General features: G+C 34.9%; 10 protein-coding genes. 2 read left to right on the top strand and 8 right to left on the bottom strand.

The annotated features are described in order from the left end of the window. The first annotated feature begins 31 nt into the window (after window positions 1–31). The gene (locus tag A8B35_RS15465; RefSeq protein ID WP_068473822.1) at window positions 32–1,591 is read left to right on the top strand and encodes a sigma-54 interaction domain-containing protein; all 1,560 of its coding nucleotides are present in this window, start codon (window positions 32–34) and stop codon (window positions 1,589–1,591) included. A 4-nt stretch (window positions 1,592–1,595) separates the two neighbouring features. On the opposite strand, the gene A8B35_RS15460 is transcribed toward A8B35_RS15465, so the two are convergent. The 3 genes from A8B35_RS15460 to A8B35_RS15450 all read right to left on the bottom strand — a co-directional run bounded on the left by A8B35_RS15460 (window position 1,596) and on the right by A8B35_RS15450 (window position 4,437). Continuing rightward, entirely contained in the window at window positions 1,596–2,069 is a 474-nt protein-coding gene (locus tag A8B35_RS15460) for a hypothetical protein (protein WP_068473818.1), read from the bottom strand. A gap of 163 nt (window positions 2,070–2,232) precedes the next feature. Beyond that, window positions 2,233–2,874 carry a carbonic anhydrase gene (locus A8B35_RS15455; RefSeq protein WP_068473816.1) on the bottom strand — a complete coding sequence of 214 codons (642 nt, stop codon included), beginning with the start codon at window positions 2,872–2,874 and terminating at the stop codon, window positions 2,233–2,235. A gap of 42 nt (window positions 2,875–2,916) precedes the next feature. Beyond that, complete coding sequence (locus A8B35_RS15450) at window positions 2,917–4,437, bottom strand: SulP family inorganic anion transporter (protein ID WP_068473813.1); 1,521 nt, start codon at window positions 4,435–4,437, stop codon at window positions 2,917–2,919. Window positions 4,438–4,770: 333 nt separating this feature from the next. Here A8B35_RS15450 and A8B35_RS15445 point away from each other — a divergent pair, with 333 nt between their 5' ends. Next, window positions 4,771–5,169, top strand: coding sequence for a hypothetical protein (locus A8B35_RS15445; protein WP_068473810.1), 399 nt, complete (start codon window positions 4,771–4,773; stop codon window positions 5,167–5,169). On the opposite strand, the gene A8B35_RS15440 is transcribed toward A8B35_RS15445, so the two are convergent. The 5 genes from A8B35_RS15440 to A8B35_RS15420 all read right to left on the bottom strand — a co-directional run bounded on the left by A8B35_RS15440 (window position 5,166) and on the right by A8B35_RS15420 (window position 12,625). Continuing rightward, complete coding sequence (locus tag A8B35_RS15440) at window positions 5,166–6,623, bottom strand: helix-turn-helix domain-containing protein (RefSeq protein WP_068473807.1); 1,458 nt, start codon at window positions 6,621–6,623, stop codon at window positions 5,166–5,168. The two genes, A8B35_RS15445 and A8B35_RS15440, sit on opposite strands and share 4 nt — an antisense overlap. 498 nt (window positions 6,624–7,121) lie before the next feature. Further along, on the bottom strand, window positions 7,122–9,215 hold the full coding sequence (locus tag A8B35_RS15435; RefSeq protein ID WP_068473804.1) for a peptidylprolyl isomerase: 2,094 nt from the start codon (window positions 9,213–9,215) through the stop codon (window positions 7,122–7,124). A 116-nt stretch (window positions 9,216–9,331) separates the two neighbouring features. Next, window positions 9,332–10,591, bottom strand: coding sequence for a hemolysin family protein (locus A8B35_RS15430; RefSeq protein ID WP_068473801.1), 1,260 nt, complete (start codon window positions 10,589–10,591; stop codon window positions 9,332–9,334). Window positions 10,592–10,666: 75 nt separating this feature from the next. After that, window positions 10,667–11,254, bottom strand: a complete 588-nt coding sequence (gene lptC / locus A8B35_RS15425) for an LPS export ABC transporter periplasmic protein LptC (RefSeq protein WP_068473798.1) — start codon at window positions 11,252–11,254, stop codon at window positions 10,667–10,669. Window positions 11,255–11,260: 6 nt separating this feature from the next. After that, complete coding sequence (locus tag A8B35_RS15420; RefSeq protein WP_068473794.1) at window positions 11,261–12,625, bottom strand: tetratricopeptide repeat protein; 1,365 nt, start codon at window positions 12,623–12,625, stop codon at window positions 11,261–11,263. Window positions 12,626–12,640 lie beyond the last annotated feature (15 nt).

The raw sequence follows: 12,640 nt of genomic DNA, 5'->3' as shown, positions 1-12,640 counted from the left end.
CTAAGTTATAAACTGTAATCTACTGAAGCGAATGCATACTAAATGTAAGAAAGGAAGCGAGCAATGTTATGGATTAAAAGAAATGACCTTGCTGTTTGAAATTGGTCAACGCTTAATTACCAGTAAAGAATTAAAGAACGATTTAAGTCCTATTCTTAAAATGCTCGTGGAGTACTTAGATGCGGAGCGAAGCTTTTTAACAATCTACAATAGAAACAATTCACATATTGGAATAGAGGCTGCTTATGGTCTTAGTCATCAGCAACAATCACGAGGAAAATACCGATTAGGAGAAGGTGTAATTGGTAAAGTTGTTGAACTGGGACAACCAATTGTGATACAGGAAATATCAAAATCCAATTTATTTTTAAATAAAACCCGTTCCGAAGTGCGTAAGGCCGGTCGAGAGTTAACCTTTATATGTGTACCCATTATGGTACTTAATAAAACCTCAGGTGCTTTAAGTGTTGTTCGTCCTTTTAACCCACACATTACTTATGAAGAAGATATTCATTTACTTTCAATTATCGGTTCATTAATTGCAAAAACGGTTGAAACTCGACAAGTTAAACTTGAAGAGCTTGAAGAACTGAAGCAAAAAAATAAAGAGTTACAATCAGAAATTGATCGAGGTAATTTTTCATCAAACATGGTAGGTAATAGTACTAAGATGCAAGATGTATTTTCACTTGTTGAAATGGTGGCTAAAACCAATAGTACTGTAATGATCCGAGGTGAAAGTGGAATTGGGAAGGAGTTGGTTGCTGAGGCTATTCATAATAGGAGTGAGAGAGCTAATAAAAAAATGGTTAAGGTAAACTGTTCAGCTCTGCCAGATTCTTTAATTGAGAGTGAATTGTTTGGGCATGAGAAAGGTGCATTTACAGGAGCAGATCAAAGAAGGGTTGGTAGGTTTGAGTTGGCTGATGGAGGAACCATATTTTTAGATGAAATTGGTGATCTTCCGCTTCAAACGCAAGTGAAGTTATTAAGAATTTTACAAGAGCGTGAATTTGAACGATTGGGAGGTTCTGAAACAATAAAGGTTGATGTTAGAATTGTATGTGCTACCAACAAGCATCTTGAACAATCTATTGAGGATGGTTTGTTCCGCGAGGACTTCTTTTACCGAATAAATGTATTTCCGATATTTGTGCCTGCGCTTCGTGAAAGAAGAAATGATATACCGTTATTGGCAGATCATTTTATAAGTAAGTTTAATAATAAAAATAGAGCCAACATTACGCGTATTACCACCTCGGCCATTAATATGTTGATGGTTTATGGCTGGCCCGGAAATGTAAGAGAACTAGAAAATGTAATTGAGCGTGCTTGTATCTTATCAAAAGACAATGTTGTGCATAGTTATAACTTACCTCCAACATTGCAAACTGCTGATTCTACTGCAACAGGCTCGCAAGATGGTATGCAAGGAGTATTAGAGCGTTTGGAAAAACAATTAATCCTTGAAGGTTTAACTTCAACCAAAGGAAACATATCAAAAGCAGCTGAAATTCTTAAGATAACAGAACGTAAGCTTGGTACTCGTATCAAAAAATACAATATTGATGCTTGGAGGTATAAGGTTTAGTGTTTTATAAGCGTTTGTCTTCTAAGGTGCTTAGTATCGATTTTATTAAGGATTTATCTTTCAAGTAGATTTCATTCACATCATTTATTACAAGGGATTTTAAATCTTTATTCTCTAGCCAATGCCATAACTCTTCATTCTCCCAAATATCACCAAAATAGCAAGTTATCCCATTTGTAGGGGTTTTGTTTTCTATGGTAACTGCTTGTCCATCAGAAAATACAAAGCTTAATTTGTTAAAGTTGATGTACTTAAATCCGCAAGGGATAATTCTAAAAGCATGCTTTGTTCTGTATTTTCTAATACTCAATTCAAAAGCATCTCCTTGTTCACATTTTAGTATAACTGGTTTGTGGTGTGCATAATGAAATGTTGTTTCAGCATATTTATTGGTAGATAAAGAATCGGTATTTGCTGAGCATTCAATACTTCCTATAAATAGAATGCATATAGTTGTAAATAGATGGTAGATTTTCATGATGTAGTTTTTTGGTAATGTGTTAGTACTGTTATCAAATCATGGTAATTGCTATTGGTGAGTAAATGCTTCTGATATTATATAATAGCCTGGAGTAATAATAGAGGCCATACTATTAACCTGAGCTCAGCCGTATTTGAAGAGCTCAGGTTATTATTACAAACTAATTGACTAATGTTTCCTGATTGTTATAAATATCAAGGGGTAGTTGGTCGGGGTTCACTTCTTTTAAAGTGCTTAACTCTCCTGTTTCAAGGTCGAAGATCCATCCATGAATATGTAAATGATGCCCTCGTGCCCAAGCTGCCCTAACAATGGGATTATTATATAAGCGATCCACCTGCTCAATTACATTAATCTCAATCATGCTGTTAATCTTGGTTGTTTCGTCTTTTATCTGGTTAAGGGTATCTTTATTACACTCTGCAGTTTTTTTAATTCCATTTATCCAGGGGGTAATATGTTCATCTTGCAAATCGGACATGGCAGCTTTTACACCACCACAACCATAATGCCCACATATAACAATGTGTTCAACCTTTAGATAGTCGACCGCATATTTTAGTACGCTCATAAAGTTTTTATCGGTACTAAATACTTGGTTGGCAATATTTCGGTGTACAAATAATTCGCCTGCACCGGTACCTGTTACTTCGTTTGCCGGAACTCTACTATCGCTACAACCTATCCACAAATATTGTGGACTTTGGTTAAGAGATAATCGTTTAAAGTAATTGGGGTCTTTTATTAGTTTCGACTGTGACCACTCTCTGTTAGCTAAAAATATTTGTTCGTATGATTTCATTGTTTCAAAGTTTAAAGTGATTGTTTTCTAGTGCGCCGTTTTTTAGGCACTCGCATCTAGTTTAAAAAGGGAGATGTTTGCTGTAGTTGACTTTTTTAGGGTAACGGTAATGTTATTATCAGCTGCCATTGCAATGTAATCTTCAATAATTTCTTCAACATCATGATCAATAAAGTCGATGTGTGTACCATCAATTAATACGTTTGAGTTAGCAGGTATTTTCTGTAAAGCTTTACGGAGTTGCGCTTTATTAAAAAAGTACATGTTGTTCGTCATTTTAATTAAATAGTTGTTATTCACATTGGCCTTGAGAATGGCAGAACGAAAGTTTGATTTTATCATGAAAATGAATCCTACCGTTATTCCCACTATAATTCCTTTAAGTAAATCGGTAGCCAATACTACCGCGATGGTTGTGAAGAAGGGGATATATTGATCGGCCCCGCCTGCAATAACCTTTTTGTAGGTCGAGATTTTATTAAGTTTTAAACCTACATGAATAAGTATGGCAGCTAAAGCAGCTAGAGGAATATAATTAAGAACGGAACCACAGAATAGTACAGCAATAAGAAGAAGCACACCATGTAAGATGGCTGATTTTTTTGATTTAGCCCCAGCGTTTATATTTGCTGAGCTACGCACTATTACTGCAGTTAAAGGAATACCACCGAGTAAACCAGCTATTATATTACCAATACCCTGTGCTTTCAACTCCTGGTTTGGTGATGAAATTCGTTTGGCAGGATCTAATTTATCGGCCGCCTCCAAACTTAAAAGCGATTCTAAACTTCCAATAATGGCAATTGTAATTGCAGCTATATACACATTGGTATTTAAAAGGCCTTTAAAGTCGGGCCAGTTCATCTCGTTCCATACGGAGGCAGCTGAAGTAAACTCGGGCAAAGCAACCAGGTGCGTGGTATCTATATAAAAAGCAGGGAACCATTTCTTAAATACCAAATTACACAATACCCCTACAAACACAACCACCAAAGGAGCCGGTATTAGTTTCAGTACCTTATGATTTTTAAATTTTGGCGTATCCCACACTAATAATATAACCAAAGAAATAATGCTCACTATTGTAGCCCCAATTATGGCATGTTCGAAACTATGTGCCAAGGCTACTAGGCCATGTTCCCGCATCTGTTCTACAATATCGTAGCCAATGGCATGTGGTATTTGAGAAATAATAATAGTAATACCAATTGCCGTTAACATTGCCATAATTACCGACGATGGAAAGAAGTGACCAATAACTCCAGCCTTTAGATAACCTAGTATTAATTGTATTACACCTGATAATACTACGGCCACCAAAAATGCCTGAAACGAACCAATTGTGGCAATGGCACTAAATACAATTACAGTTAATCCTGCGGCCGGACCACTAACGCTTACTTTTGAGTCGCTAAGCCATCCTACTACAATACCACCAATTATACCGGTAATTAATCCGGAGATTAGTGGTGCACCAGATGCTAGTGCAATTCCTAAACAAAGCGGAAGCGCCACTAAAAATACTACGATGCTAGCCATGGCATCAAACTTTATTGTTTTCATAGTTGTATGTTTTATTGTTAATAGTTTACGAATGATGTATGGCTAAGCTATGAATTCCAGTTGTTTGTAGAATCCCATTTTCAGTTTGTTAATTCCCATTTGCTAAAGTGAAACAGTTGCAGAAAATTTGAAACACTCTAAAAATGAATAAATGCATATGCTTACACGCTTTCAAATGCAATTAGGTATGGCTTTTAATTTTCAGAAATAAATGGATGAATTATTCAGTTTTCAGAAGGAGATTGTATAATTTGCAACTTCAACTCGCATTTTTATAAAAAGTGAAACGGAGATTTAAGAATATTATGGTTCATTATTTGTTAAGCTCAGTATATGGCGAATAAATTAGGCAAGAATTCATTCTTTGATGTAAAGATGGGAACCATTGGTGCCTTCTTTCTAGGAGGTATAGTTTTTATGATTAATTATAATCATGGTTGGGAATTGGCGAGTATTGCTGCCGGAAAGCAAGCCCTTTATACCTTTTTTATTGGAGGAGTAATGACAAAAATGGCTGAGAACCTTGTGCTGCGATTCACCAATAGAAAGCAAGCCTTATTATTGGCTACGCTAGTGCCTACATTATTAACCTCCATCCTCACTTATGGTATGCATTCTATAAAGGGAACTCCAGAGCCCTTTATATCTACAATACCTACTTTTGTATTTGCTCCTGGCGGTTTTTATGGATGGGCATTGCGCAAACGTAAAGAATTTGAGAAGAAGAACTAAGTCAATTCGGTTTCGTTTTTAAAATATTCGGTAGGAGCACAGCCTGCATGATGTTTAAATGCCCGATAAAATGAAGTTCTCGAGTTGAAACCCACCATCTCACCCAAGTGCTCAAATGAGTATTTATCTACAAAATCAGGATTGCGCTGCATAATTTTTAAAGCTTCCTTGATGCGCAATTCATTAATAAAATTTCTGTACGAGCTGTTGTAAGTAAATTGTATGAATTGAGAGAGTATTTGCTTGTCAATTTTTAGTTCAGCCGCACACTTTTCAAGCGATAACTGATTTTGTAAATACAGTTTATCGGCAATCATGGCATATACCTTTTGTTTGGTATGCGAAAAAGTTGCCTCGTTAATGTTGCCTGATGCTGCATTTAGCATTCCACCACTAGCTTTGTTAGTATTGAATGTTTTCGAAAGGCTAGAGGTTCCCTTTTCAAGCACCTTTGTTACTCTGTTATTACGGATGGTTTTATGTGTTACAAAATAAAAAACAGTAATTAAAAGTAATAATAGCGGCAGTATCCATTCCAATATTCCCAACACTCGAGCATAACTACTGTGCATCTCAAGATGATCATACGGAATCATAAACAATAGGTACAATGAGTCTAAGTTCGATTTATTCAATTTTACAAGTTTAATGGCATAATCGCCTTCCTTTCGGTGAATGGTTTTATAGGTATTCTTAAACGTTGGTTTTTCAATGCCACTATCGAGCTTAAAGGTATCAGTAGGAAGCATTTTTATAGGAATAAGACTCCTGTTTAAGCCTCCAGTATTAAAGCCTAATTTGTGTTTCGATATGGGATTTCCTGCCGAGTCTACTAAAAAGCGGTAATAGTCATTTTTGCTATTGAATAGGTATGCTGAGTTAATGGAGCTAATATCTGATTTTACCACCATGTGATAATGATCTTTAAAATACCAAGCATTAAAGTTTAAGTATTTATCGAAACTATTGATATGTGGTTTATCCCATAAAAGAGCAGATTCTCCTTTGCTTATCATGGCCCTGTGCTTGCTGCCAAAATTTTGGAGATGTAATGTGCGTTGTGCCGCATAATCGATGGCTTCGGTGGCAGTATAAACTTTATCGTTTTTTTTATAAAATGTAGTTTGCTTGTTGTTATCGCAATATAATTTGATGGAGCTAATGTGTTCGTTGTTTTTCAGAAGAACTGATATCACATGTTTAAAATCGGCATTGCAGCTCACAATATCATCACTCGAATATAAATGCCCATCGCCAATGCTTGCCAGTAAAAGTTTCTTTGATTTTATAATTCTTACCAGCTCATAAATGTCATCTTCTATGTACCTAGTAAAGGTGTGTACCCGGGTATCTTTAAAATGATCCTGACTTTTCGATTTTACCGACCAATGGGTTACCAGAATACCAATAACCAGCAGGGTAAATAGTATTTTAAAAATACGAGTTCCTTTCATAAGTATTAATTTGTAGATCAAAGCTGACTTTAAATCCTCAAACAATATGCCAACTAGCGGTTAAACTATATCATTTTACTATGTTATTAAACAGATTAGAAATGAGCCAATAAGCGCATTCATTAGTAATGCCTGCTATATTTATTGATAGGAGAATTACATTTACATCTTAAATAATTTGGACGATCCATGTCATTATTAAACACAAACTCATAAGTGTCGTTTGGGAACAGTATATCAAGTGATAGTGCTCACTTAGAAGAGGACTTTAAAAAGGAAATGATCAAAAGTAATAAGATCAGTTATCAGGCCAGCGTAAAGGTGAAGAAAGAAATGAAAAACGTTGAATACACAAAGGTTCAATAAAAGAAATACTTGATTAAAATGGGAGAACCGGTTCTATAGATCTGGTTTTTTTGCAACAAACTGTTGCGTTGTAAAGCAAGAAAGGCTATCCAAATTGGATAGCCTTTCTTAATATATTTTAATTACTTATGATTAAAAGAACTTAGCTCTTTCGTCAGTAATTTTAGCTTCATCAACTAATGATTGCATTAACTGGTAATCCACTTTGTATCCATTACCTTGAGTTAACTGTAATTTAGTAGTGCTTACATCTGGGTTTTCAGCAATTGTTTCAGAAGTAACTTTAACAATATATACTGCGTCGTTTCCTTGAACTGCCGAAGATATAGCATTTACTTCACTAACGCTTGCTAAAGCAACTAAAGCAGGCTCAACACCAGCACCAGGAACTTGGAATGAACCAAAGTTGATGTTGCTTGCTGATTGTACATTGCTATTCATTTTTTGTGCTACAGACGACAAGCTTTGGCTTGAAGCAGCTTCTTTATTGAATTTAGCAATTATCTTTTCTGCTTTTTTATCCTTAGCAACAATACGCTTAATGTTTCTCACAACATCTTCGTCGCTTACTGAGGCATAACCGTCTTCTTTAGCTTCTGTAACCGCAGCAATAACAAATTGGTTACCGAATTCATAAATAGTTGGAGACATATCGTTAACAGAAGCTTCAAAAGCCCATTGGATTAATGGTCTTGAGTTTTCTAATCCGCTAACATCTTTATCATTTGCTTTAAGTGTTGCAAAACGAGGTGTTAAGTTTTGCTCTTTAATGGCAGCAGTAAATTTATCTGCTGTATTGTTGTTTGCAGCAAATTTATTGGCCTCTGAATATACTTGTTGGTATGTTTTAGAGCTATACTTTACTTCTCTACCTAAGGTAGCAATGTTGTATTTCTTCACTTTTTTACCAACAGCCTGAATGTTGATGATATGAACACCAAACTGTGTTTCAACCTTAACAACATCACCTTTTTTACCGTTAAAACAAGCGTCGTTAAAAGGTTTTACCATCTGACCTTCAGTAAACCAGTTTAAGTCGCCACCGTTTACCGCACTTCCCGTATCCTTAGAGTTCTTACGAGCTAATGCTGCAAAATCGCCACCTTTATTAATGATTGTCATTAAACTATCAGCAATTTTATTGGCTTCAGTTGGGTTTTGCTCTTGAATTAAGATATGACGTGCTTTAACTGAATCAGCTAACATTTTAACGTCAACAATGCGGCTTAATTTATACGTATTGTTTTCGAAGTATGGTCCGTAAACATCACCTTTTTCACCATCCTTAGCAAAGTCTTTTAATACAATCTCAACATTTTCAAGTTTCGAGTTGATGTCTGTGTAAGGAATATCCGAGTTCATTGCAATAAACTGAACCGGGTCAGTACTCTCAGCAGCAAATTCAGTTTTAGTATCTGTAATCCACTTTTCTGCCATATCCTTATCTTCTTGAGAAGGATTTACAGTGAAGGTTACATATTCAATACCTCTTTCAGCGTCTTGCTTAAAGTCTTCTTTATTTTTATTGTAGTATGTTTTAATATCGCTTGAGCTGATATTAAGCGTACTATCTGCAATTGTATTATACTTAATTGCTACAAAGTCAAAATCAACTGAACGTTGTTTAGCAGCTGCTTCGCTGTTGATTTGAGCATCAGTAATGTATAATCCTTTTTTAACAAGGTTCGAATATTTAGCAAATAACTTCTCGCTAACGATTACCTTTTTCAGGTATTCCCAATAGAAGTTCGCATTCGGATCTGCTTTTCTGTTACGTAAAAAGTTTACTACTGCAGCTTGATTAAATACACCAGTTTGCGGGTCAGTAAACATTTGACTAATTGCAGGGTGAACGTTAGTTCCTGTTGCTAAGTCTAATACTTCATCAGTAGTCACATCAATACCTAAACTTTCGTATTTTTCGCCCATTACTATATCCTGAACCATTTGGTTCCAAGCTTGCTCGCGCAATTGGTAACGAGTATTCTCGTCTACAGAAGACTGTCCTGTACGTAGTTTATTAAAATCCTCTGCTTGGCTTAATTCTCTTTGGTAAGCATTGTAAGATATTGTTGAATTGTTTACTTCGCCAATTTCCATGCTTTGTGGTTGATTTCCGCCTTTACCAGCGAAGAAGTCAGTTAAGATAAAAGCAAGTAAGGCGAATCCAATCATAAATGCGACAAGAATCCCACCTTTGTTCCTTATTCTTTCTAATGTTGCCATTCTAAATTATGTTTATTTATACTCTTCAAAAATAGGGTACGAATATACAAAAAAAAGGATAACACGAGCCTGATAACACGGGCTATTGAGAAAAAAGATGAAAAAAAGTTAAATGTTTAATGTTGGTTTATTAACTGAGTGTTAACTAGGTCGATACGATTGTTTGATGCAATCTGTATTTTGAATCTGAGGTTCTTAATTTCAATAATTTCATCATTTTTTGGTATAGATTCATTATGATGAAGTATATATCCTGCTAAAGTTTCAAAATTTTCAGATTCAGGAATATTAAGAGCATATTTTTCGTTTAGGTAATCAATCTCGGTTCTACCAGAAAAAACATACTCAGTATCAGATATTTTCTTTTCAATTAAATCAGAAATATCATGTTCATCATCAATTTCGCCAAATATCTCCTCTAGGATGTCTTCCATAGTCACAATGCCTGCTGTTCCTCCAAATTCATCCACAACAAGTGCAATACTTCTGTGTTGTTTCGTAAAAACTTCGAGCAATTTATTTGCCGTCATTGTTTCAGGTACGATAGAGATTGAGCTAACGATGTTTTTTAGCTTTTGGGGTTTCTTAAATAATTGCGATACATGAACGTATCCAATAATATTATCGATGGAATCCTTGTAAACCAATATTTTTGAATACCCGGTTTCTATAAATGCATTTTGTAGTACATCTAAGGTATCGTTTACCTCAATGGCTTCGATCTCGGTACGCGGAATGATGCACTCACGTACTTTTACCTTACTAAAGTCTAAGGCATTCTTGAGTAATTTCACTTCACTTGAGCCCTGCTCTGTATCAATGGCTTTATCTTGGTGTTCGGATAATAGGTTATCTAAATCCAAGCGTCCAATTACAATAGGAGACTGATCGTGTTCTGTTTTCAGAACAGTTTTCATTAAAAAATCAGATAATGAAACTGTAATTTTTGAAATAGGGTAGAGGATAATATAAAACAGCATTAAAGGAATTGCCGCAATATTAAGAACCAATATAGGGTTGATTCTGAATAATACTTTTGGCAGAAACTCTGCTGTTATCAGTATGATTATGGTTGATATTAAAGTTTGTGTCAATAATATTCCTAGTGCACTATCAACATAACCTGCAATAATAGGCTCTAATATTCTACCCATTTGCAAACCGTATATTACTAAGGCAATATTGTTACCGATGAGTAGAGTTGAAATAAATGTGGGGGAATTGTTATGAAAGAGGTCAATTATCTTACTTAAGCGTGGATACTTCTTTTTATTAAGCTCAATCAATAATTTATTGGATGAAATAAACGCCATTTCACAGCCCGAAAAGAAGGCTGAAAATACAAGTACTACAAGAATGACTGTTATTTGGTCCATATTGGAATATAGGGTGTGATGAATTACAAATTTATAAAAATGATATTATAATGTAATTGTTGTTTGGGTTATTTATTACTCTTTGATATCTAGTATACCACTAACTTTGGTAATTTCGTATTCGCTCATATTCTGGTTTGCAGTAAGACCATATCCGGTTATTACTTCATCCTCAGTGGTGATTTTAATAAATTTATCGGTGTAAATCTTTTCCTCTTTTTCATCCCAATAAAGTTGTTCTGAGTTGAAAACAACACCATCTTGGTTTACAGCTTCTACATTGTTGCGTAAATCCCAAAGTTGGTCTTTATCCTTATGAATTGCGTATTTACACTTGATTTGGGCATCAATTACTTCATCCTCTTTAAAGGTGATAATTTGTCCTCCCTTTGGGTACTCAGTATAAGGGTCGTCTTTTTTATCAAAGTTTAATAATAGTGGTGTAATAATATGATATCGAACCTTACCTGAATCGGTAACAAATGTTTCGAAGTCAGTAACCTCTAGCGAAGGTAATATAGTTTGGTCTTCTATAGCTTTTAGTTCTTCTGGATTATTAGAAGTACAGGCTACTGCTAAAAATAAAACAGCAAGTAGCACTAAGCTACTTGCTGTTTTTATTATTTGATTTATGTTTTTATGTTCTGAATAACTAAACTTCATTGTTAATTATTTAGCTCTTACTTTTGTTGATGTATTAATCCATCCCCCAAGTTTATAAGACGAACCTACTGTTAAACCATTAAAGAAAATCTCTTCAGTTCCTGGGAAGTATTGTGAGTATAACTTGATTAACTCATTTGCTTTAGCTGCAGAATTAGAATCAACACTTTTTGCTTTAACAAACTGATCAACAGCTGCCCAATAAGCAGTTTTGTGCTCAAATTCATTAGAACCAAAGTTTTTAGCTGACTGTGCATATAGGTTACCAATTAAGATATATGGCTCACCCCAGTCTGATCTTAATTCAATGGCTTTTCTAGCATTTGATCTAGCATCAGCTAATTTACCTTTGTTATACATGATTAAACCTAACTGATAGTGGAAAGTACCTTTTTGTTCAGGATCTTCCTCTAGTGAAATAGCTTCGTTGTAGTACTCAACAGCTTTATCTAGATCTTGTGTTTTTAAGTACATGCGAGCTAAACCATAAGCAGATGAAGAAGAAGGCTCAATTACATGAAGGTTCTCAGAGATATCATATAATAATTGTGCGTCTTCACAATCAGCTCTAGCTAATAGTTTGTTCACCATTTTAAGCCAGTCTAAATTCTCTGTGTTCTCTGCTAATTGAGGACCGAAAATTTTCTCAATTGTTTCACAGTCTGCAGCTCCACTTGTGGCAAATAACTTCTCTACGTTATCTTTAATAGAACGAATTTTTTCTTTTGAGCTCTCTTTTGATGTTTTCTCAATCATCTGACCAAGAATGTCATTTACATAGATGTAGCTATTAACCATATCCTCAGGCCCAGCCTGACCAGCTTCATACATTCTTTCTGTATTCTGCATATAAGTAACTAAAACAGTAATTTCACTTGATGTTTTTCTGGCATCAATCGATTGTTTTAACCACTCTTGTATTTGTACTCTAGAATCTCTATCAGATTTTTTGTACTTGTATAAAGATGTTGCTTTACGACCTACAATCCAACTTTCGTTGTACTTTCTGTCGTTACCAAAGTATTTGATACGTTGGTCATAAATAGCTATCATTTCTGAGATTAACTCATCTTTTTTAGCTTTATCTTTTTCTTTGTTAATGCGGTACTCTATAATTTTGATACCGTCAGAGTATACTGATTTACCTGCTAAAGGACATTCGTTATACACAATTTGCCATGATGGAAGAGCATCCAAATAGGCTTTTTGTTTTACATACTCAGTAAATAAGGAATAGTTCTTTAAACAACGTAAACTGTCTTCTCCGTGTCCAAACTTTGAACCATCTTCAACACCTTTTTGTGCAAATGATGAAGCACAAAAAAGGGCTATCACTCCTGTGAATAATAATTTTTTAAATAATGTTGGCATGATGCTTAATTGTTA

This window comes from Saccharicrinis aurantiacus (assembly GCF_001660705.2).
Taxonomy (GTDB): domain Bacteria; phylum Bacteroidota; class Bacteroidia; order Bacteroidales; family Marinilabiliaceae; genus Saccharicrinis; species Saccharicrinis aurantiacus.
This window is presented reverse-complemented; position numbering and strand designations above follow the sequence as displayed.

Bases quoted from the DNA above. Each gene is read 5' to 3' on its own strand.
- A8B35_RS15465 (WP_068473822.1), top strand. From the start codon at position 32: ATGCATACTAAATGTAAGAAAGGAAGCGAGCAATGTTATGGATTAAAA.
- A8B35_RS15460 (WP_068473818.1), bottom strand. From the start codon at position 2,069: ATGAAAATCTACCATCTATTTACAACTATATGCATTCTATTTATAGGA.
- A8B35_RS15455 (WP_068473816.1), bottom strand. From the start codon at position 2,874: ATGAAATCATACGAACAAATATTTTTAGCTAACAGAGAGTGGTCACAG.
- A8B35_RS15450 (WP_068473813.1), bottom strand. From the start codon at position 4,437: ATGAAAACAATAAAGTTTGATGCCATGGCTAGCATCGTAGTATTTTTA.
- A8B35_RS15445 (WP_068473810.1), top strand. From the start codon at position 4,771: ATGGCGAATAAATTAGGCAAGAATTCATTCTTTGATGTAAAGATGGGA.
- A8B35_RS15440 (WP_068473807.1), bottom strand. From the start codon at position 6,623: ATGAAAGGAACTCGTATTTTTAAAATACTATTTACCCTGCTGGTTATT.
- A8B35_RS15435 (WP_068473804.1), bottom strand. From the start codon at position 9,215: ATGGCAACATTAGAAAGAATAAGGAACAAAGGTGGGATTCTTGTCGCA.
- A8B35_RS15430 (WP_068473801.1), bottom strand. From the start codon at position 10,591: ATGGACCAAATAACAGTCATTCTTGTAGTACTTGTATTTTCAGCCTTC.
- lptC (WP_068473798.1), bottom strand. From the start codon at position 11,254: ATGAAGTTTAGTTATTCAGAACATAAAAACATAAATCAAATAATAAAA.
- A8B35_RS15420 (WP_068473794.1), bottom strand. From the start codon at position 12,625: ATGCCAACATTATTTAAAAAATTATTATTCACAGGAGTGATAGCCCTT.